General features: G+C 72.5%; 15 protein-coding genes. 4 read left to right on the forward strand and 11 right to left on the reverse strand.

The features are described from left to right. Positions 1-157: 157 nt before the first annotated feature. Positions 158-1696 (forward strand): M1 family metallopeptidase, encoded by a 1539-nt coding sequence (locus ACZ6BG_RS34055; protein WP_469009001.1) that lies wholly within the window; start codon positions 158-160, stop codon positions 1694-1696. A gap of 39 nt (positions 1697-1735) precedes the next feature. Here the strand turns inward: ACZ6BG_RS34055 and ACZ6BG_RS34060 are convergent, their stop codons facing one another. The 3 genes from ACZ6BG_RS34060 to ACZ6BG_RS34070 all read right to left on the reverse strand — a co-directional run bounded on the left by ACZ6BG_RS34060 (position 1736) and on the right by ACZ6BG_RS34070 (position 6220). Continuing rightward, positions 1736-2581: an oxygenase MpaB family protein gene (locus ACZ6BG_RS34060; RefSeq protein WP_469008729.1), complete on the reverse strand. Its 846-nt coding sequence runs from the start codon at positions 2579-2581 to the stop codon at positions 1736-1738. A gap of 174 nt (positions 2582-2755) precedes the next feature. Next, positions 2756-4219, reverse strand: a complete 1464-nt coding sequence (locus ACZ6BG_RS34065; protein WP_405652960.1) for an amino acid permease — start codon at positions 4217-4219, stop codon at positions 2756-2758. A 183-nt stretch (positions 4220-4402) separates the two neighbouring features. Further along, positions 4403-6220 carry an AMP-dependent synthetase/ligase gene (locus ACZ6BG_RS34070; RefSeq protein ID WP_469008733.1) on the reverse strand — a complete coding sequence of 606 codons (1818 nt, stop codon included), beginning with the start codon at positions 6218-6220 and terminating at the stop codon, positions 4403-4405. Between the two features lie 134 nt (positions 6221-6354). On the opposite strand from ACZ6BG_RS34070, the gene ACZ6BG_RS34075 reads away from it, so the two are divergent. Beyond that, on the forward strand, positions 6355-7155 hold the full coding sequence (locus tag ACZ6BG_RS34075) for a MerR family transcriptional regulator (protein ID WP_469008737.1): 801 nt from the start codon (positions 6355-6357) through the stop codon (positions 7153-7155). A gap of 87 nt (positions 7156-7242) precedes the next feature. On the opposite strand, the gene ACZ6BG_RS34080 is transcribed toward ACZ6BG_RS34075, so the two are convergent. The 6 genes from ACZ6BG_RS34080 to ACZ6BG_RS34105 all read right to left on the reverse strand — a co-directional run bounded on the left by ACZ6BG_RS34080 (position 7243) and on the right by ACZ6BG_RS34105 (position 14957). Further along, entirely contained in the window at positions 7243-9435 is a 2193-nt protein-coding gene (locus tag ACZ6BG_RS34080) for a 3-hydroxyacyl-CoA dehydrogenase NAD-binding domain-containing protein (protein ID WP_469008740.1), read from the reverse strand. Positions 9436-9676: 241 nt separating this feature from the next. Further along, the gene (locus ACZ6BG_RS34085; protein WP_469008743.1) at positions 9677-10891 is read right to left on the reverse strand and encodes an acetyl-CoA C-acetyltransferase; all 1215 of its coding nucleotides are present in this window, start codon (positions 10889-10891) and stop codon (positions 9677-9679) included. 94 nt (positions 10892-10985) lie between these two features. After that, positions 10986-12128 (reverse strand): acyl-CoA dehydrogenase family protein, encoded by a 1143-nt coding sequence (locus ACZ6BG_RS34090; RefSeq protein ID WP_469008744.1) that lies wholly within the window; start codon positions 12126-12128, stop codon positions 10986-10988. Positions 12129-12149: 21 nt separating this feature from the next. Further along, positions 12150-13163: an LLM class F420-dependent oxidoreductase gene (locus tag ACZ6BG_RS34095; RefSeq protein ID WP_469008746.1), complete on the reverse strand. Its 1014-nt coding sequence runs from the start codon at positions 13161-13163 to the stop codon at positions 12150-12152. Beyond that, positions 13163-14356: a CaiB/BaiF CoA transferase family protein gene (locus tag ACZ6BG_RS34100; protein WP_469008747.1), complete on the reverse strand. Its 1194-nt coding sequence runs from the start codon at positions 14354-14356 to the stop codon at positions 13163-13165. Before ACZ6BG_RS34100 ends, ACZ6BG_RS34095 begins: the two co-directional genes overlap by 1 nt. A gap of 169 nt (positions 14357-14525) precedes the next feature. After that, the gene (locus ACZ6BG_RS34105; RefSeq protein WP_469008750.1) at positions 14526-14957 is read right to left on the reverse strand and encodes an MmcQ/YjbR family DNA-binding protein; all 432 of its coding nucleotides are present in this window, start codon (positions 14955-14957) and stop codon (positions 14526-14528) included. 82 nt (positions 14958-15039) lie between these two features. Between ACZ6BG_RS34105 and ACZ6BG_RS34110 the strand changes: the two genes are divergently transcribed. Then, positions 15040-16227, forward strand: coding sequence for a saccharopine dehydrogenase family protein (locus ACZ6BG_RS34110; protein ID WP_469008755.1), 1188 nt, complete (start codon positions 15040-15042; stop codon positions 16225-16227). Positions 16228-16331: 104 nt separating this feature from the next. Here the strand turns inward: ACZ6BG_RS34110 and ACZ6BG_RS34115 are convergent, their stop codons facing one another. Then, positions 16332-17039 (reverse strand): endonuclease V, encoded by a 708-nt coding sequence (locus ACZ6BG_RS34115; RefSeq protein ID WP_469008758.1) that lies wholly within the window; start codon positions 17037-17039, stop codon positions 16332-16334. Between the two features lie 108 nt (positions 17040-17147). On the opposite strand from ACZ6BG_RS34115, the gene ACZ6BG_RS34120 reads away from it, so the two are divergent. Further along, positions 17148-17447: a YciI family protein gene (locus tag ACZ6BG_RS34120; RefSeq protein WP_469008763.1), complete on the forward strand. Its 300-nt coding sequence runs from the start codon at positions 17148-17150 to the stop codon at positions 17445-17447. Between the two features lie 28 nt (positions 17448-17475). On the opposite strand, the gene ACZ6BG_RS34125 is transcribed toward ACZ6BG_RS34120, so the two are convergent. After that, positions 17476-18588, reverse strand: a complete 1113-nt coding sequence (locus ACZ6BG_RS34125) for a WD40/YVTN/BNR-like repeat-containing protein (protein WP_469008766.1) — start codon at positions 18586-18588, stop codon at positions 17476-17478. Positions 18589-18931 lie beyond the last annotated feature (343 nt).

Consider the following 18931-nt stretch of genomic DNA (forward strand, 5'->3'; position numbering starts at 1 on the left):
CGGCCATGGACATGGCCAGGAGCGGGAGTGCTCAATAGGGTCGACCGCATCGTGCGTCACCTCGTGCCGGACGCTGCTCGGCGGCCCCTTGTCCCTGGGGTCGCCGAGCCGCGTCGCGGCGCAACCCGTCTCATTCCGTGATGACTTGGAGTTCCACGTGCACCGCAGACTCATCGCCCCGGGCGCACTCGCGGCCGCGTTCGCCCTGCTGGCGATCCCGGCATCGGCCGCCGACTTCTCCCCCGGGGCCCCGGGCGCCGGCGACCACTACTACCCCGACGCGGGCAACGGCGGCTACGACGTCTCCCACTACGACCTGCGCCTGAAGTACCAGCCGAAGACGGACCTCCTCGAGGGCACGGCCACCATCCAGGCCACCACCACCCAGGACCTCTCCCGCTTCAACCTCGACTTCGGCCTGAAGGTCAGCGAGGTCCGTGTCAACGGCAAGAAGGCGGCGTTCGCCAAGACCGGCGAGCAGGAGCTGGAGATCACGCCGAAGGCGGGCCTGCCCAAGGGCAGTTCCGTGTCGATCGTGGTCCGTTACGCCGGCAAGCCCTCCGAGGTGAAGATCCACGGTTTCACCGCCTGGCAGCGCACGCCCGACGGCGGCGTGGCGGCGCAGGAGCCGGAGTCGTCGGCCTGGTGGTTCCCGGGCAACGACCACCCGCGCGACAAGGCGACGTACGACGTGTCGGTGTCCGTGCCGGACGGCACCCAGGCCATCTCCAACGGCGTACTCCAGTCGCAGTCCTCCAAGCTCGGCTGGACCCGCTTCAACTGGCGCTCCAACAAGCCGCAGGCCACGTATCTGGCCACGCTAGCCGTCGGCAAGTTCGACATCACCACGGACAAGACCGAGAACGGCCTGCCCGTCCTCAACGCCTACAGCAAGGACCTCGGCGACAACGCGGGCGCCGCGCGTGCCAGCATCGAGCGGACCACCGAGGTCGCCGAGTGGCTGGAGGAGGTCTTCGGCACGTACCCGTTCAACGCGCTCGGCGGCTACGTGCCCAACGTGCCGACCAGCTTCGCCCTGGAGACCCAGACGCGGCCCTTCTACAGCCCGAAGGCCTTCGCGAACGGCTCCAACGTCTCCATCGTCGTCCATGAGCTGGCCCACCAGTGGTACGGCGACAGCGTCTCCGTGGAGAACTGGAAGGACATCTGGGTCAACGAGGGCTTCGCCCGCTACAGCCAGTGGCTGTGGTCGGAGAAGGAGGGCGAGGGCACGGCCCAGGAACTCGCCGACTACGTGTACGCGAACAACCCGGCGGACTCCCCCTTCTGGCAGGTGAAGCCCGGCGACCCTGGGCCGGACAACCAGTTCCACATCGCCGTGTACGACCGCGGGGCGCTCGCCCTGCAGGCCCTGCGCAACGAGGTCGGCGACAAGACCTTCTTCCGCATCCTGAAGGGCTGGCCGAAGGCGCACGCGTACGGCAACGCGAGCGTGCGGGACTTCGTGGTCTACGCCGAGAAGATCAGCGGCAAGCCGCTCTCCGCCCTCTTCGACACCTGGCTCTACAAGGCCGGGAAGCCGGGCGCTCCGGCCGCGCGCGATGCCGGTGTCCGTGCGGCGGGCAAGGCCGCCCAGGCCAAGCCGAAGTCCTGGAAGAAGATCGCCGCGACGAACTCCCTGCACGACCACGAGGAAGGGGCCGGGGCCGGGCACGCCAAGGGCCACAAGCACTGACGGCGCAGCCGCTCCCTGGCGGTTCCCCCGCCCGCCCGGTCATCGGGTGGGCGGGCGGGACCGCCGGGCGCGGTGGGCCGGTGGGGCGTAGCGGAGGCGTTCGGGCAGGCGCGGGTAGGCCCAGCGGACCGCGCGGCCGAAGCGGCACAGGCGGCGCTCCTGGGCGGGCGTCCACGCGAGGCCGATGGCGGCGCGGGCATCGGGCGGCAGCAGGCCCACGGTGAGGAAGCGCCGGAACCGGGCGAGGCCGGGCAGCAGCACGGGCCACAGCACCCTCAGAACGGCCTGGAGGGCCCGCGGGCCGCGGTCGGGCGGGGGCAGCCGGCGGTCGACGGCGACGAGGTCACGTACGACCTGGGTCTCTTCGAGCTCCTCGGCGAGGATCCGCCGGTAGTACGGCCAGAACTCCTCCAGGGACTGCGGCATGTCCCGGTCGTGGAGCCCGAGGATCCGTCCGACCTGGAGCCACTCCGCGTACAGCCGGCGCTCCTCGGCGGGCGTGAACGGCTCCCCGAGGCAGGCCCGGGCGTGCCGGTGGACGGGGAAGCCGGTGGCGTGCACCCAGGCGTAGTTCGCGGGGGTGAGGGCGTGATAGCGCCGCCCTCGGGTGTCGGTGCCCCGGATGTCCCGGTGCCGCGCGCGCAGCCTGCGCCCCTCGTCGGCGGCGGCCTCGCCTCCGTACACCCAGAGCAGCAGGGACCTGATCGAGCGCTCGCCGCGCCCCCACGGGTCCGTGCGGAACACCGAGTGCGCGTCGACGCCCGCGCCGACCGCCGGGTGCGCCACCTGCAGGACCATCGCGGCGGGCAGGGCGAGGAGCGTGCGGTACTCACCGGCGATGTCCCACAGGATCCCGTCGGGCGGGGGTGGCGCGGGGTCGGACACATCACCAGTATGCGGCGGTATGCCCGCTCTGTGCGCGACGCCCGGGAGCCGCGTGGGACAGCGGCGGGCGGGTGCGTCGCGCGAACCGCGCGGACACGGCAGCGGGCGGTGCCCCGAAGGACACCGCCCGCCGCGGGAGCCGCGCGCGGGCTCTCGCCGCGCGCGCCGCCGGTGCTACTTGCCGAGCTCGGCCGCCTCGCGGTCGGTTTCGCGGTCCTGCTTGCGACGGATCGCGTACCAGCCGACGGTGAGCGCGGCCGCCACGATCGGGATGAGGAAGAGCGTCTTGCGGCCCACCTCGGCGTCCTTCCACATCAGGCCGAGCACGGCCAGGAGGAACGCGATGGTGATGTACTGCGTGACGCCGCTGCCGGGGAGCCGGAAGTTCGGCCTGGTCAGGTGGCCTTCCTTGGCCCTGCGGACGAAGGCCAGGTGGCAGACCATGATGCTGATCCAGGTGCCGATGATGCCGAGCGACGCCACGTTCAGGACGATCTCGAAGGCCTTGTCCGGCACCACGCGGTTGAGGGCGACGCCGAGGACACCCACCGAGGCCGTGAGCAGGATGCCGCCGTAGGGCACCTGGTTGCGGTTCATCTTCGCCGTGAACTTGGGCGCCGAGCCCGCCATGGCCATGGAGCGCAGGATGCGGCCGGTGGAGTACAGACCGGAGTTCAGCGAGGACATGGCCGCGGTGAGGACGACGAAGTTCATCACGTCACCGGCGCCCGAGACACCGATCTTGGAGAGCACCGTGACGAACGGGCTCTCGTCGGCGGAGTAGACCGAGCCGGGGAGCAGCAGCGCGAGCAGCACGACCGAGCCGACGTAGAACACACCCACGCGCCACATGATCGAGTTCACCGCGCGCGGGACGACCTTCTGCGGGTCCTTGGTCTCACCCGCGGCGACACCGACCAGCTCCAACGACGCGTACGCGAAGACGACACCCTGGAGGACGATCACGACCGGCATCAGGCCGTTCGGCAGGAAGCCGCCGTGGTCGGTGATCATGTTCAGGCCGGGGGTCTCGCCGCCCACCTTGTGCTGGGTGGAGACCAGGAAGATGCCGACGAACATGAAGGCGACAAGCGCCGCGACCTTGATGATCGCGAACCAGAACTCCATCTCGCCGAACCACTTGACGGAGATCAGGTTCACGGCGAGGACCACGGCGAGCGCGGCGAGCGCGAGCAGCCACTGCGGGATGTCCGTGAAGAAGCTCCAGTAGTGCGTGTAGAGCGCGATGGCCGTGATGTCGGCGATGCACGTGGTCGACCAGTTGAGGAAGTACATCCAGCCGGCGACGTAGGCGCCCTTCTCGCCCAGGAACTCCCGGGCGTAGCTCACGAAGGAGCCGGACGAGGGCCGGTAGAGGACCATCTCGCCGAGGGCGCGTACGACGAAGAAGGCGATGATGCCGCACACGAGGTACGCGACGGCGAGCGCGGGACCCGCCGAGTGGAGGCGGCCACCCGCCCCGAGGAACAGGCCGGTGCCGATCGCGCCACCGATCGCGATCATGTTGACGTGGCGGCCCTTGAGGTCCTTGCTGTAACCGGCGTCGCCCGCGTCCGCGGGGGCGGCCTGGGACGCAGTGCGGGCGTCCGCGGCCGTGTCTACGGCGTCGTTGCTCACGTGGAAGGTCCACTCTGTGGTGCCCGGAAGAGGTTCCGGGGTCCGGATGTGCTGCGGGCCCGCGGCACCCCTGACGTGCCCGGACCAACGCGACACCTTCCCTCAGGGATGGTTCCGGATGCGGTGGTGCACATCACATAGCGGCACTTCTCACATGGTGGGCGGCGTCTGTACAGCCCTACGTCACCCGGTGTACAGACCGTCGATGACGTCGGCGTACTTCTGTCTGATGACCCTGCGGCGCAGCTTCAGGGACGGCGTCAGCTCCCCGGACTCCGGGCTCCACTCCTGGCCGAGCAGCCGGTACTTCTTGATCTGCTCGGTGCGGTTGAGGCGCGCGTTGGCCGCCTCGACGGCGCGGGCGACCTCGGCGTGTATGGCGGGGTGGTCGGCGAGATCGGTGGTGGTGGTGTCGAGGCCGTGTGCGGCCGCCCACGCGGGCGCCATGTCCGGGTCGAGGACGAGCAGCGCCACCAGGTACGAGCGGCCGTCGCCGTGGACGAGGGCCTGGCCGATGAGGGGGTGCTCCTTGAGGGCGTTCTCGACGAGCGCGGGCGCGACGTTCTTGCCCGTGGACGTCACGATCAGCTCCTTCTTGCGGTCGGTGATCCACAGGAAGCCGTCGTCGTCGAGGTGCCCGATGTCGCCGGTCGCGAACCAGCCGTCCGCGTCGCACACGCCGTCCACACCACCGCCCTCGCCCCGCAGATAGCCGTCGAAGACGAACGGACCGCGCACCATGACCTCGCCGTCGTCGGCGACGCGCACCTCCATGCCCGCGAGGGGCTTGCCCACGGAGCCGATCCTGAAGGCCGCGGGGCTGTTGATGGTGACCACGCCCGTCGTCTCGGTCAGCCCCCACGCGTCCATGACGACAAGGCCGAAGCCCGCCCAGAAGCGGACCACGTCCACCGGCATCGGCGCCGCCGCGCTGGCCGTCCACAGCAGCCGGTCGAACCCGGCGAGCGCGAGCAGCGGGTCCAGGACCTGCTCCTTGGCCTCGCGGTACGCCGCCGCGAGCTCGGCGGACGGCTCCTCACCGCGTTCGCGGCAGGCCACGTGGGCGCGGGCCGTCTCGTTCGCGGCCGCCACCGCCCGGCGGCGCTCCTCGGGCAGTCCGGCGAGCGCCGCCCGCACGGCGGCGGCGAGCTTCTCCCACACCCTCGGCACGCCGAAGAACTGGTGCGGGCGCAGCTCGCGCACGGTGGCGGCGACCTGGGTCGGCTCGGCGCACAGATAGACCTGGGCGGCGCGGAGCAGCGGCAGATAGATCCCGAGCATGCGCTCGGCGATGTGCGCGAACGGCAGGTAGCAGATGTGGCCGACGTGCTCGGGGAACTCGATCACGGAGTCCAGGGCGATGCCGTTGCCCACGACCATTTCGTGCGTCAGGCGCACGCCCTTGGGGTCGCCGGTGGTGCCCGAGGTGTAGACGACGGTCAGCGGGTCCGTGGCCCGGGACGCACGCCAGGTCTTCTCGAAGGTGTCCGGGCTGAACAGGCGGGCGCCGGTGGCGTGCAGCGAGCCGTAGGTGCGGTGCGGTCCCGCGGCGGCCGGGTCGACGACCACGAGGCGTTCCAGGGGAGCCGTCGGGTCGGCGAGCAGGGGCTCCCAGCGGGGCAGCTCGCGCGCGCCCTCGACGATCGCGACGCGGGCGCCGCTGTGCCGGGCGATGTGCGCGATCTGTTCGGGCGCCGACGTGCCGTACACGGTGACGGGGACCGCGCCGAGGTGGACCAGGGCGAGGTCGCTCAGCCAGTGCTCGGGGGTGTTTCCCATCATCATCAGGACGTGCTCGCCGCGTGCGACGCCGAGCGCGGCGTACCCGGCGGCGAGGACGGCGGTCTTGCGGCGCACCTCGCTCCAGGTGAGCGTCGTCCAGCCACTGCCCTCGCGCCAGGAGAGCGCGGGGAGTTCGGGGTGGTCCTCGGCGTTGCGCAGCAGCAGGGCGGGGAAGGTGATGCGGGCCGGGTCTGCGGGAAGCCGCAGGATCGTGGTCATGTAACCGCCTCCTGGCACCGTGGGTTCGTCATCGGCTACGTGGCGTGACTGGCCCGGAGACTTTCACAACAGTGGTGGCACAGCAATACTGTTGCACCGCATTGATGCAGCAGTCGGGGAGGTGAGGGGCCGCGATGACGACGGGCACGGAGCGATCCGCGGCGGAGGAGCCTGCGACGGCGGACGCATCCGCGGCGGCGGACGAATCTACGGCGGCGGCGGAGTCGACGTTCACCGTCGACGAGTTGGCCGCCCGCGCGGGCGTCACCGTCCGCACGATCCGCTTCTACAGCACCAAGGGCCTGCTGCCGCCGCCCGTGATCGGGCCGCGCCGCGTCGGGCACTACGGCCCCGGGCACCTCTCGCGCCTCGCCCTCATCGAGGAGTTGCAGCACCAGGGCATGACGCTCGCCGCGATCGAGCGGTACCTGGAGCAGTTGCCGCCCGACCTGAGCGCCCACGACCTGGCCATTCACCGTGCGGTCGTGGCTTCGTGGGCGCCGGACGCGGCGGAGGACATGGCGCGCGCCGAGCTGGAGCGGCGGGCGGGCCGGGCCCTGTCGGACGAGGACCTGGACCGGCTCGCGGCGATGGGCGTGGTGGGCCGCGCGGCGGACGCGGCGGACCGGCTGCGAGTGGACACCGGGCTGCTGCGGCTCGGTGTGCAACTCCTCGACGTGCCGATCGCGCACGAGACGATCCTGGCCTCGCGCACGGTCCTGATGGAGCACGCGCGCTCGGCGGCGCGCGAGTTGTCGCGGCTCTTCCGGGACGAGGTGGAGGACGCCTGCCGGGAGCGGGAGTCGGACCCCGAGCATGTCGCGGCGATGCGGTCCCTGTCGGCCCACATGCAGCCGATGGTGGTGCAGGCGCTGGTGACGGCGTTCCAGCGGTCGCTGAAGGAAGAGCTGAGGGAGTGGCTCAAGGAGACCTGAGCCACTCCCCCGCCCCGCGTGCGGCGCCGTCGTCAGGCGGCGCGGAGCCCGGCGGCGGTCAGCCGTCACGGACCTTCCCGGCGCCGGTCAGGCGTCGCTGAACCTCTCGCCCCGCTCGGCCTTCTCCACGAGCAGCGCGGGCGGAGCGAACCGCTCGCCGTAGCGCTCGGCCAGCTCCCGCGAGCGGGCCACGAACGCGGGCAGCCCGGCGCCGTCGTCGTAGCCGTTGATGTACTGCAGGACGCCGCCCGTCCAGCCCGGGAAGCCGATGCCGAAGATGGAGCCGATGTTGGCGTCGGCGACCGACGTCAGGACGCCCTCCTCCAGGAGGCGCACCGTGTCGAGCGCCTCGGAGAACAGCATCCGCTCCTGCATGTCGCGGAACGGGATCTCGTGCCCCGGCTTGGTGAAGTGCTCCCGCAGGCCCGGCCACAGGCGGGTGCGCCTGCCGTCCTCGCCGTACTCGTAGAAACCGCCGCCTCCGCTGCGGCCGGTGCGCTCGAACTCGTCGATCATGCGGTCGATGACGCCCTCGGCGGGGTGGCCGGGCCAGGTGCCGCCCGCCTCTTCGACGGCCCGCTTGGACTCGTTGCGGATCTTGCGGGGCAGCGTGAGGGTCAGCTCGTCCATGAGGGACAGGACCTTGGCGGGGTAGCCGGCCTGGGCGGCGGCCTGTTCGACCGACGCGGGCTCGATGCCCTCGCCGACCATCGCGACGCCCTCGTTGATGAAGTGCCCGATGACGCGCGAGGTGAAGAAGCCGCGCGAGTCGTTGACGACGATCGGCGTCTTGTTGATCTGGCGCACCAGGTCGAAGGCGCGGGCCAGGGCCTCCGCGCCGGTGCGTTCGCCCTTGATGATCTCCACGAGCGGCATCTTGTCGACGGGCGAGAAGAAGTGCAGGCCGATGAAGTCGACCGGCCGGGCGACGCCCTCGGCGAGCGCGGTGATGGGCAGCGTGGAGGTGTTGGAGCACAGCAGCGCGTCCGGCTCGACGATGTCCTGGATCTCCTGGAACACCTTGTGCTTGAGCGCCGGGTCCTCGAAGACGGCCTCGATCACGGCGTCGCAGCCCGCCACGTCCTGCGGGTCGGCGGTCGGCGTGATGAGGGACAGGAGCGCGTCCGCCTTGTCCTGGGTGGTGCGGCCCCGGGAGACGGCCTTGGCACACAACTTCTCCGAGTAGGCCTTGCCCTTGCGGGCCGCCTCGGCGGAGACGTCCTTGAGGACGACCTCGATGCCCGCGCGGGCGCAGGAGTAGGCGATGCCCGCGCCCATCATCCCGGCGCCGAGCACGGCGACCTTGCGGACGGTCTTCGGCTCGATGCCCTGGGGCCGGTTCCTGCCCGCGTTGACGGCCTGGAGGTCGAAGAAGAACGCCTGGATCATGTTCTTGGAGACCTGGCCCGTGACCAGCTCGGTGAAGTACCGGGCCTCGATGGTCAGGGCGGTCTCGAAGTCGACCTGGGAGCCCTCGACGGCGGCCGCGAGGATGTTGCGCGGCGCCGGGTAGGGGGCGCCCGCCAGCTGCTTCTTCAGGTTGGCGGGGAACGCGGGCAGGTTGGCGGCGAACTTGGGGTTCGCCGGGGTGCCGCCGGGGATGCGGTAGCCGGGGACGTCCCAGGGCTGCTGCGACTCGGGGTGGGCGTCGATGAAGGCGCGGGCCTTCTCGATCATCTCCTCGGGGGTGGCGGCCAGCTCGTGCACGAGGCCGTTCTCCAGGGCGCGCTTCGGCGTGTACTGGGTGCCCTGGAGCAGCACCTTCAGGAGCGCGTCGGCGATGCCCATGAGGCGTACGGTGCGGGTGACGCCGCCGCCCGCGGGCAGCAGGCCGAGGGTGACCTCGGGCAGGCCGATCTTGGAGCCGGACGCGTCGAGGGCCACGCGGTGGTGGCTGGCGAGCGCGATCTCGTAACCGCCGCCGAGGGCCGCGCCGTTGAGGGCGGCGACGACGGGCTTGCCTAGGGTCTCGATGCGGCGCAGCGAGTTCTTGATGGCGGTGCCGGTCTCGAAGGCCACCTGGGCGTTCTCGGGGCCGAGCCGGATCATGTCCTTCAGGTCGCCGCCCGCGAAGAAGGTCTTCTTCGCGGAGGTGTAGATGAACCCGCGGATGGCGTCCTTGTCCGCCTGGACGGCGGCCTCGGCGCGGTCCGCGATGGCGGCGATGGAGTCCTTGAACGCCTGGTTCATGGTGTTCGCGGACTGGTTGGGGTCGTCGAGGACGAGGGTGACGACACCGGTGTCGTCCTGTTCCCAGCGGATGGTGGTGCTTTCGGTCATGTCGGTGTCTCCGTGAAGTCTGTGCGGGCGGGGGCGGAATCTGGGGAGGGCGGCTGGGATCGTGGCCGACTGGCCGCCGGTGGGGGCTGGTCGCGCAGTTCCCCGCGCCCCTGAAGGGCGCACTACGTGCGCCTTCATGAGGCGCGGCGAGCCGCAGGCCTCAGGGGCGCGGGGAACTGCGCGAGCAACCACGGCGTGCCCGCGGTCGGCGACGCGCCCCAAGCCCCTACGGCGCGAAGCCCTACAGCCGTTCCACGATCGTCGCGATGCCCATCCCGCCACCGACGCACAACGTGGCCAACCCGTACCGGAGGTCACGCCGCTCCAGCTCGTCCACGAGCGTGCCGAGGATCATCGCCCCGGTGGCCCCCAAGGGATGACCCAACGCAATCGCGCCGCCGTTGACGTTGACCTTGTCCAGGGACAGGCCCATGTCCTTGACGAAGCGCAGGACGACGGCCGCGAAGGCTTCGTTGATCTCGACGAGGTCGATGTCGTCGATGGTCAGTCCCGCCTTGGCGAGCGCCTTGCGGGTGGCGGGCGCGGGGCCGGTGAGCATGATCAGCGGCTCGGATCCGGAGACGGCCACGGAGACGATCCGGGCGCGGGGGGTGAGGTCGTAGCGCTCGCCGACCTCCTTGGTGCCGATGGCGACCAGCGAGGCGCCGTCGACGATGCCGGAGGAGTTGCCCGCGTGGTGGACGTGGTCGATCTCCTCGATCCAGTGGTACTTCTGCAGCGCGACCGCGTCGAAACCGCCCAGGTCGCCGATGTCCTTGAAGGACGGCTTCAGCTTGGCGAGGGAGTCGGCGGTGGTGCCGGGGCGCAGGTGCTCGTCGTGGTCGAGCACGGTGAGGCCGCTGCGGTCCTTGACCGGGACGACGGAACGCTCGAAGCGGCCTTCCTTCCAGGCCGCGGCGGCCCGCTCCTGGGACAGGGCGGCGTACTCGTCGACGTCGCGGCGGCTGAAGCCCTCGACCGTGGCGATGAGGTCGGCGCCGATGCCCTGGGGCGCGAAGTTCGTGTCCCAGTTGGTCATCGGGTCGGCGAACCAGGCGCCGCCGTCGGAGGCCATCGGCACCCGCGACATCGACTCGACGCCGCCCGCGAGCACCAGGTCCTCCCAGCCCGAACGGACCTTCATCGCCGCCAGGTTGACCGCTTCCAGGCCCGAGGCGCAGAAGCGGTTCTCCTGGACGCCCGCGACCGTGTCGGGCAGTCCGGCGGCGATGGCGGCGATCCGCGCGATGTCGGAGCCCTGGTCGCCGACGGGACCGACCACACCGAGCACGATGTCGTCGATGGCGGCCGGGTCGAGTCCGGGGAAGCGGGCCTGGATCTCGTGGATGAGGCCGACGACGAGGTCGATCGGCTTGGTGCCGTGCAGGGCACCGTTCGCCTTGCCGCGTCCGCGCGGGGTGCGGATCGCGTCGTATACGTACGCTTCGGTGGTCACGCCAGAGCCTTTCAGGGAAGTCGGTCCGGGGAGGTTCGGGAGGGGGGCACGGGGTGTGCCCGGTGTGTGCCCGGGGTGCGGGTGGTGCGGGAGGTCAGCCGAGCAGCGAGCGGCCGATGATCTCCTTCATGATCTCGGTCGTGCCGCCGTAGATGGTCTGGATCCGGCCGTCGGTGAACGCCTTCGCGACGCGGTACTCCGTCATGTAGCCGTAGCCGCCGTGCAGTTGCAGACAGCGGTCCGCGACCCGTTTCTGCAGCTCGGTGGCCCACCACTTGGCCATGGACGCGTGCACGGCGTCCAGCGTGCCCGCGGAGTGGTCGGCGATGCACCGGTCGAGGAAGGAGCGGGTGACGGCGCACTCGGTGGCCATCTCGGCCATCTCGAAACGGATGTGCTGGAGCTTGGCCAGCGGGCGCCCGAAGGCCTCGCGCTCCTTGACGTACGCGGTGGTGATCTCGAGGAGGTACTCGGCGGCGGCGATCCCGGCGACGGCGATGCCCATGCGCTCCTGCGCGAGGTTCGTCATCAGGTGGACGAAGGCGCCGTCGAGCTCGCCGAGCAGGTTCTCCTTGGGCACCCGCACGTCGTTGAAGAACAGTTCGGCGGTGTCCTGCGCCTTCTGGCCGATCTTGTCGAGGTTGCGGCCGCGCTCGAAGCCCGGCATGCCGCGCTCGACGACGAGCAGGGAGAGGCCGTGCGCGCCGCCCTCGGGGGTGGTCTTGGCGACGACGATGACGAGGTCGGCGAGGATGCCGTTCGAGATGAACGTCTTGGAGCCGTTGAGCAGCCAGTGGTCGCCCTTGTCCTCGGCGGTGGTGCGGATGCCCTGGAGGTCGGAGCCCGCGCCGGGCTCGGTCATGGCGATGGCCGTGATGGTCTCGCCGCTGCAGAAGCCGGGCAGCCAGCGACGTTTCTGCTCGTCGGTGGCGAGGCCGGTCAGATACGGCCCGATGATGTCGTTGTGCAGGCCGACGGCGAGGCCCGCGGCGCCCGCGCGGGTGAACTCCTCGGCGAGGACGGCGGCGTAGCGGAAGTCGGGGTTGCCACCGCCTCCGTACTCCTCGGGCACGGCGAGGCCGAGCAGGCCCTGGCGTCCGGCGGCGAGCCAGGCCTCGCGGGAGACGACGCCGTCCTTCTCCCACTGTTCGTAGTGCGGAAGGACCTCCTTGGCGAGGAAGGTGCGGACCGTCTCGCGGAACGCGTCGTGCTCGGGGTCGAAGAGCTGCCGTTGCATGTGTCAGTGACCTCCCCGGCCCTAGAGCCAGCCCTTGACGGTTTCGATGAGCCCGGCCGGGTCGGGGCCGACCGGTACGACGTTGAGCATGGTGACGCCCGCCGCGCGGAACACCTCGACGCGTTCGCGCACGTAACTCGCGGGGCCGCACAGCGACATGAGTTCGCAGAACTCGTCGGGCACGGCGGCCTCGGCCTCCTTCTTGTGCCCGGCCAGGTACAGCTCCTGGATGCGCGCGGCCTCCTTCTCGTAGCCGTACGCGACCGCCAGGTCGTTGTAGAAGTTCTTGCCGACGGCGCCCATGCCCCCGACGTAGAGAGCGATCTGCGGCCGGGCGAGGTCGCGTGCGGCGGCCGCGCCCTCGCCGATGGCGAGCAGCCCGCCCGCGACGACCTGGAGCGGGCCGAGCGCCGGATCGCGCCGGGCGCGGCCCTCGGCGAGGGGCGTGCCCCAGACCTCGTGCGCCTTCTCCGGCAGGAAGAGCGTGGGCAGCCAGCCGTCGGCGATCTCGGCCGTCATGCGGACGTTCGCCGGCCCCAAGGAGGCGACGTACAGCGGCACTTCCGGGCGGACCGGCTTGGTGAGGATCTTCAGGGGCTTGCCGAGGCCGCCGGGGAGCGGCATGTCCGTGATGCCGTGGTGGTCGATGACCTCGCGGCGCAGGATCCGGCGGGTCAGCTCGATGGTCTCGCGGGTGCGGCCGAGCGGCTTGTCGTACGCCTTGCCGTGCCAGCCCTCGACGACCTGCGGCCCGGACGCGCCGAGGCCGACGATCGCGCGGCCGCCGGAGATCGCGTCGAGCCCGGCGGCGGTCTGGGCGATGAGCGCGGGGGTGCGGGAGTAGACGTTGAGGATCCCGGCGCCGATGCGCGTCCGCTCGGTGCGGGCGGCCAGATAGCCCATGATCGTGGGCGAGTCGAAGCCGTACGCCTCGGCGACCCAGACGGCGTCGAGGCCCGCCCGTTCCAGGGCCGCGACGGCGTCGGCGCCCGCGCGCGGGTCGCCCGCGTAGGCGAGCGGGGTGGAGATCTCCATCAGGCACCTTCCTGGGTGGTGTGGTGCGGGGCGGGTGCGTCCTGGCCTGCCGGGCCCGGTGCGGCCGGGGCGAGCAGGGCGGGTACGTCCCAGTCGTGGGCGACGGCCGCCGTGTCGGCGCCGGGCTGGGCGGGGCCCGAGCGCACGGACGTGGGCGTCGCGGAGAAGCGCGGCGCGGGCGCGGGCTGGGTGATGCCGCCGTGGTCGGTGAAGGTGCCGCGGGCGGCGAGGTGCGGGTGGTGCGGGGCCTCCCCCAGCGAGAGGACGGGGGCCACGCAGGCGTCGGAGCCCTCGAAGTGGGCCGTCCACTCCGCGCGCGTACGCGTCCGGAACCGGGCGGCCACCGCCTCGCGCAGCTCGCCCCAGCGCGCGAGGTCCTTGCGGGCCGGAGCGACCTCACCGAGGCCGATGAGCGCGATGAACTCGTCGTAGAACTGCTGCTCCAGAGCGCCGACGGCCATGTACTCGCCGTCGGCAGTCTCGTAGGTGCCGTAGAACGGGCAGCCGCCGTCGAGGAGGTTCGCGCCCCTGCGGTCCTGCCAGCCGCCCGCCGCGACCATGCCGCGGATCATCGACGACAGATGGGAGGTGCCGTCGACGATGGCGGCGTCCACGACCTGCCCGGCGCCGGTGTTCCGCGCGTGGTGCAGGGCGGCGAGGACGCCGACGACCAGGTACAGCGAGCCGCCCGCGTAGTCCCCGAGGAGGTTCGCGGGGACGGTGGGCGGCTCCCCCGGGGCGCCGATCATGCCGAGCGTGCCGGTGAGGGCGATGTACGCGATGTCGTGCCCGGCACGCTGGGCGAGCGGGCCCTGCTGTCCCCAGCCGGTCATGCGGCCGTAGACGAGCTTCGGGTTGCGGGCGTGGCAGGGCTCGGGGCCGACGCCGAGGCGCTCGGCGACGCCCGGCCGATAGCCCTCGATCAGCACGTCCGCGCGGGCGACCAGGTCGAGGACGCGGGCCGGGCCCTCGGGCGCCTTGAGGTCGACGAGGACGCTGCGCTTGTTGCGGTTGGTGATGTCGTACGCGGGGTCGATCGCGAGTCCGCCGCCGCCGGGGCGGTCGACGCGCACGACGTCGGCACCGAGGTCGGCGAGCAGCATGGCGGCGAACGGGCCGGGCCCGATGCCCGCCAGCTCGACCACGCGCACCCCGGCGAGCGGTCCGTGAACGCCCTTGTCCGGCACTGCCATTGAGCCCCCAGCGCTGTGACACAACCGATGTAACACCAGTGATGCTAAGAACGCGTTCCACTCCGCACAAGCCCTTGACGAGCAAGCGCTTAGCCAAGAGGCAGGCCGGGGCGGGTCCGTCCGGGGCGCGGCGCCGCCGTCCGCACGGCCCGTGCGGGGGCGCGCGGCCTCATGTGGCGCGCTCCTCCAGTTCCGCCACGCGCTTCTTCGGTGCGATCGTCCGATAGCTCTCCTCGACCCAGTCGCACAGGAGGTCCGCGGCCGGGGCGCCCTTGACCTCCAGCGGGATCGACACCCAGCCGGATCTGCCGAGGCCGTACCCAGCGGGTTCGGCGCCCGGGGCGGTCAGGGCGTGGGCGTGCGCCGCCTCGTCGGTGAGCTTGACGGTGACGCCCATCGGATAGCTGCCGTCGTCGACGCCGAGGAAGACGAACACTTTCTTGTGAACCTTCGCGACGGTCTCGCCCCAGGGGAACTCCTCGGTGGCGCCCGGCAGGCCGAGCGCGAAGCCACGCACCCGCTCCCACTTGGCGAGCGCGGCCTTCGACGGCCGCTTCGGCTTCTTCGGGTTGCTCGCCCGCGGCCCTGCCGTGTCCGCCATGGCACCTCCTCGTTCGGGACCCGCTCGTTCACGCTAGCCTCAGCCACCGACAACGGCGCGGGACACACGGCTGAGAGGTGCCATGACCAGTCATGACAAGGACCGTCCCTACGACATCGTGCTCTTCGGAGCGACGAGTTTCGTGGGGGCGTTGACCGCCGAGTACCTCTCCGCGCACGCCCCCGACACCCTGCGGTGGGCCATCGCCGGGCGGGACGCGGCCAAGCTGCGGCGGCTGCGGGAGCGGCTCGCGGAGGACCGGCCGGGCTGCGCGGAGCTGCCCGTCTTGCAGGCGGACGCCACCGACCCGGCGGCCCTGCGGGAGCTGGCGGCGGGGGCGCGCGTGGTGGCGAGCACCGTCGGGCCCTACCTCAGCCACGGGCAGGACCTGGTGGCCGCGTGCGCGGAGGCCGGGACGGACTACGTCGACCTGTGCGGCGAGCCCGAGTTCGTGGACCTCGTCTACGTGCGGCACGACGCCCGCGCGCGGGAGACCGGCGCGCGCCTGGTGCACGCCTGCGGCTTCGACTCCGTGCCGCACGACCTCGGCGCGTACTACACCGTGCGCCAGCTCCCGGAGGACGTGCCGCTGCGCGTCGACGGGTTCATCAGCGCCGACGCGCGCTTCTCCGGCGGTACGTTCTCGTCCGTGCTCCAGCAGTTCGCGCGCGGGCCGCAGATGCTGGCCGCCGCGCGGGACCGGCGGCGGCACGAGCCTCGGCTCGTGGAGCGCCGCGCGTCCACTCCGGCGAGCGGTCCTCGCTACGCCAGGGAGGTCGGCGCCTGGGCGCTGCCGCTGCCCACCATCGACCCGCAGATCGTGGCGCGTTCCGCGCGGGCGCTGCCCCGCTACGGCCCCGACTTCCGCTACCGCCACTACGCCGCCGTGAAGTCGCTCCCCGTCGCCCTCGGCGGGGTGGCGGCCGCGGGCGCGCTGTTCACCGCGGCCCAGGTGCCGCCGGCGCGGCGCTGGCTCGCCGGCCTCCTCAAGCCCGGCGAGGGGCCCGACGCGGCCCGCCGTGCGACCAGTTGGTTCTCCATGCGCTTCGTCGGCGAGGGCGGCGGCAAGCGCGTGTACACCGAGGTGTGGGGCGGCGACCCCGGCTACGGCGAGACCGCGAAGATCCTCGCCGAGGGCGCGATGTCCCTGGCCCTGGACGAACTGCCCGCCGTCGCGGGCCAGGTGACCACGGCCGTGGCGATGGGCGACGCGCTGACCGAGCGACTCATGGACGCGGGGATCGGGTTCCGGGTGGCCGCGGTGCGGTGAGGTGTGGGGCGGGGCGGCGTGCGGGCTGCGGCCCACGTCAGGCGCCCGTCGGCTGCGGGGTGCGGCCCACGTCGGCGCCCGTTGACTGCGGCGGGCGGCACGCGTCAGCCGCCCGTCGCCTCCCGCAGGGCCGCCCTGCACAGCGCGTCCGCCCTGCGGGTGGTCTCGGGGAGGCGGTAGCGCGGGGTGAGGTGGAGGGTGTGGGCGCGGGCGTCGGCGAGGGTCACGCGGTGGCCCACCGAGACGAACACCGGCTTGACGCCGTCGCGGGTGCGCAGCGCGCTGCCGACCTCCTCCGCGCCGTCGAGCAGCGGCGCCGCGCTGCCGCGTGCGGCGCCGGGCGCCTCGTACGCGAAGGTGAACGGGTTCTTGGCGACGCCGATCGTGGGCCGCCCGGTCAGCACACCCAGGTGGCTCGCGAGCCCGAAGCGGCGCGGGTGCGCGATGCCGTACCCGTCGCACACGACGAGCCCCGGGTCGGCCTTCAACGCGTCCAGGGCCGCGAGGACCGCCGGGACCTCCCGGAACGCCAACAGGCCCGGCACGTAGGGGAAGGCGACCCGGCCGACCGCCGTCGCCTCCTCGACGACCTCCAGGCTCGCCCCGTCGAGGACCACGACGGCCGCGGCGACCACGTCACGCTCGTCGTCGTAGGCGACGTCCACGCCCGTGACGTGTCCGGTGCCCGGCCGAGGCCCGGGCTCGTCGCGTACGACCCGCTCGCGCAGGGCGTCCTGGACAGCGCGGGCCGCCGCCTCGTCCGTGGGCCAGTCGGCGGGCAGGGGCGGGATCGTGGTGGTGGTCGTGTTCATGGTGGGCCGAGCCTAAGGGGTCGGCTCAGGGGTGGAGTCGGGCGGCACCGGGCGGGGGCGGGTGGTCCGGGGCCGGGCCCGCCGCCGGGCACGGGTAGCCTCACCAACATGTTCGTCATGGAGCTGACCTACACCGCCCCCGTCGACCGCGTCGACGCCCTGCTCGCGGACCATGTCGCCTGGCTGGACGCCCAGTACGCGGCAGGCGTTTTCATCGCGTCGGGGCGCAAGAACCCGCGCGACGGCGGCGTGATCCTGGCCGTGGGCGAAAGCCGGGAGGAGATCGAGAAGCTGGCGGCGAGCGACCCGTTCACCGTCGGCGGCGTGTGCGCGTACCGCATCACGGAGTTCCTGGCGACGAAGACGGCACCCGAGTTGGACCGCTACCGGCAGCAGTTGCCGGGCTGAGCCCGGCAACACCCCCCTCACCCCGTCCTCACCCCCGTTCGAGCCGCGCCACCCGCCCCTTCTCCCCCGCCGCCCAGCAGCCCAGGTCCCGCGCGCAGTCGACGGTGTCGTACGAACCCGTGTCGACCGTCCGCCAACTGCGGCCGCCGTCCGTCGTGAGGTCCGTGCCCGTGGGGCCGACCGCGAGGGCCGAGCGGCGGGTGTGCGGGAGCCAGGTGACGCCCGAGCGGTACGCGGGGACGGGCTTCGCGGCGGGCCGCCAGGTGCGGCCGCCGTCGGTGGTCGTCGCGGAGGCGCGGGGCGACTGCTGGTCGGCGCGGTAGTCGCCGCCGACCGCGATGCCGTGCGCGCGGTCGCGGAAGGCCAGGCCGAAGACTCCGCGCGCCGGGTCGCCGCCCGGGATCGGGGCGTCCGTGACGGTCCACGTCAGGCCCCGGTCGGCGGAGTGAAGGACCCGCGCGCGGGCCGCACCGCCGGTCGCCAGCCACACGTCGCGCGGGCCCGAGCTGACCAGGCACTGGCCGCTCGCGGCGAACCCCGACTCGCCCTCCTGCGCCTTCGGCATGCCCCGGTCGGGCAGCACCTTCCAGGAGCGGCCGCCGTCGGCGGTCGACAGGATGCGGTACTTGCCGTTCACGGGGTCGCTCATCGCCAGGCCGTGGCGGCGGTCGAAGAACGTCATGCAGTCGTAGAACGCCTTGGGGTCGGTGTTGTGGAAGGACTCCGTCCAGGTGGCGCCGCCGTCGTCGGTGCGCAGCACCCGGGACGCCTCGCCCTCACCGATCGCGAGCACCACGGCGCGGCGCCCGTCGAACGCCTCGACGTCCCGGAACTCGAGCGCCGACGCCCCGGGCGGTGACACATCTCGCCAGCTAGCGCCGCCGTCGGTCGTGCGCAGCACGGTGCCCTTCGTCCCCGCGGTCCACGCGGTGCCGCGGCTGACGGCGGCGAGACCCCGGAAGCGGGCGTCGGTGCCGGTGGGCTTGAGCGACCAGGCGGGCCGGGTCGGGTGGCTCGCGTCGCCGGTCGCGGCCGAGGCCGACGCACTGGTCCGTTCACCGGGCACGGCCGACGCGGCGGCCCGTTCACCGGTCGCCGCCGAGGACGAGGGGGTGCCCGGTCCGCCCTCCGCGGGCGGCACCGCCGCGACGGACGTCAGCGCGAGCGCCGCCGCGCCGAGACCGGCCCAGACCCCACGGCCCGCCCACCGGGACCGCCCCGGACCCCCTGACCGTCCCGGACCGTCCCCGGTCCCCGTACGTATCGTTCGCCCCGCACGCGTTCCCCATGCCTCGTGCATCGCACGCCCCTCCCGGTCCAGCCGCCCCGTGGCCCTCATGGCGGGCCGAAGCTAGCCCACCCCCGGGGCCTCGTCCAGATGGCGGGTACTGGGCCTTTCGGCGGTCGCCCGGGCGGGGGTCGGCGGGAACCGGTCGTGGTACCCGGGTGTCGCGGTGACAGAGGTCACTCGCTCCAGAGGGTTC

Source organism: Streptomyces sp. NPDC041205, assembly GCF_055591765.1.

Excerpts from the sequence above, each read along its gene's own strand:
- ACZ6BG_RS34070 (WP_469008733.1), bottom strand. The coding sequence starts at position 6,220 with ATGACCACGATCCTGCGGCTTCCCGCAGACCCGGCCCGCATCACCTTC.
- ACZ6BG_RS34075 (WP_469008737.1), top strand. The coding sequence starts at position 6,355 with ATGACGACGGGCACGGAGCGATCCGCGGCGGAGGAGCCTGCGACGGCG.
- ACZ6BG_RS34080 (WP_469008740.1), bottom strand. The coding sequence starts at position 9,435 with ATGACCGAAAGCACCACCATCCGCTGGGAACAGGACGACACCGGTGTC.
- ACZ6BG_RS34090 (WP_469008744.1), bottom strand. The coding sequence starts at position 12,128 with ATGCAACGGCAGCTCTTCGACCCCGAGCACGACGCGTTCCGCGAGACG.
- ACZ6BG_RS34095 (WP_469008746.1), bottom strand. The coding sequence starts at position 13,163 with ATGGAGATCTCCACCCCGCTCGCCTACGCGGGCGACCCGCGCGCGGGC.
- ACZ6BG_RS34100 (WP_469008747.1), bottom strand. The coding sequence starts at position 14,356 with ATGGCAGTGCCGGACAAGGGCGTTCACGGACCGCTCGCCGGGGTGCGC.
- ACZ6BG_RS34105 (WP_469008750.1), bottom strand. The coding sequence starts at position 14,957 with ATGGCGGACACGGCAGGGCCGCGGGCGAGCAACCCGAAGAAGCCGAAG.
- ACZ6BG_RS34110 (WP_469008755.1), top strand. The coding sequence starts at position 15,040 with ATGACCAGTCATGACAAGGACCGTCCCTACGACATCGTGCTCTTCGGA.
- ACZ6BG_RS34115 (WP_469008758.1), bottom strand. The coding sequence starts at position 17,039 with ATGAACACGACCACCACCACGATCCCGCCCCTGCCCGCCGACTGGCCC.
- ACZ6BG_RS34120 (WP_469008763.1), top strand. The coding sequence starts at position 17,148 with ATGTTCGTCATGGAGCTGACCTACACCGCCCCCGTCGACCGCGTCGAC.